Annotated in this window: 1 protein-coding gene; it reads right to left on the reverse strand. The window is 35.6% G+C overall.

The annotated features are described in order from the left end of the window. Positions 1–11 precede the first annotated feature (11 nt). Positions 12–306: hypothetical protein (locus tag V7659_RS17615; protein ID WP_335541104.1), on the reverse strand; the 295-nt coding region annotated here is incomplete at its 5' end.

Here is a 306-nt window from a genome sequence, read left to right on the forward strand (position 1 = left end):
TTCTAAAAAATTTATTTTTTACTCCAGTAATTCTTTGTTTGCCTTTGCAGTTGCTGAACAAACTCTTCCGCTTTCATTTCACCAAAAATTAATTTATCATCTAGAGGTAAAAATACCGTTTTCCACCAGTCAGGATATTCGGCCTGCAAACCATCGTATTCCTTATGGTAGGAAGAGGCATTGACAACAATATCTCTAAAATCTGCCAGCGCTTCCGGTGCTTCTAAATCTTTCCTTGTACTAATATTTTTTGTATCTTTCACAATACCTTCTTGGTATTTTTTCTGCATGGCAAAGGCTAAGAAG

The organism is Neobacillus drentensis (genome assembly GCF_036966985.1).
Classification (GTDB): domain Bacteria; phylum Bacillota; class Bacilli; order Bacillales; family Cytobacillaceae; genus Neobacillus; species Neobacillus drentensis_E.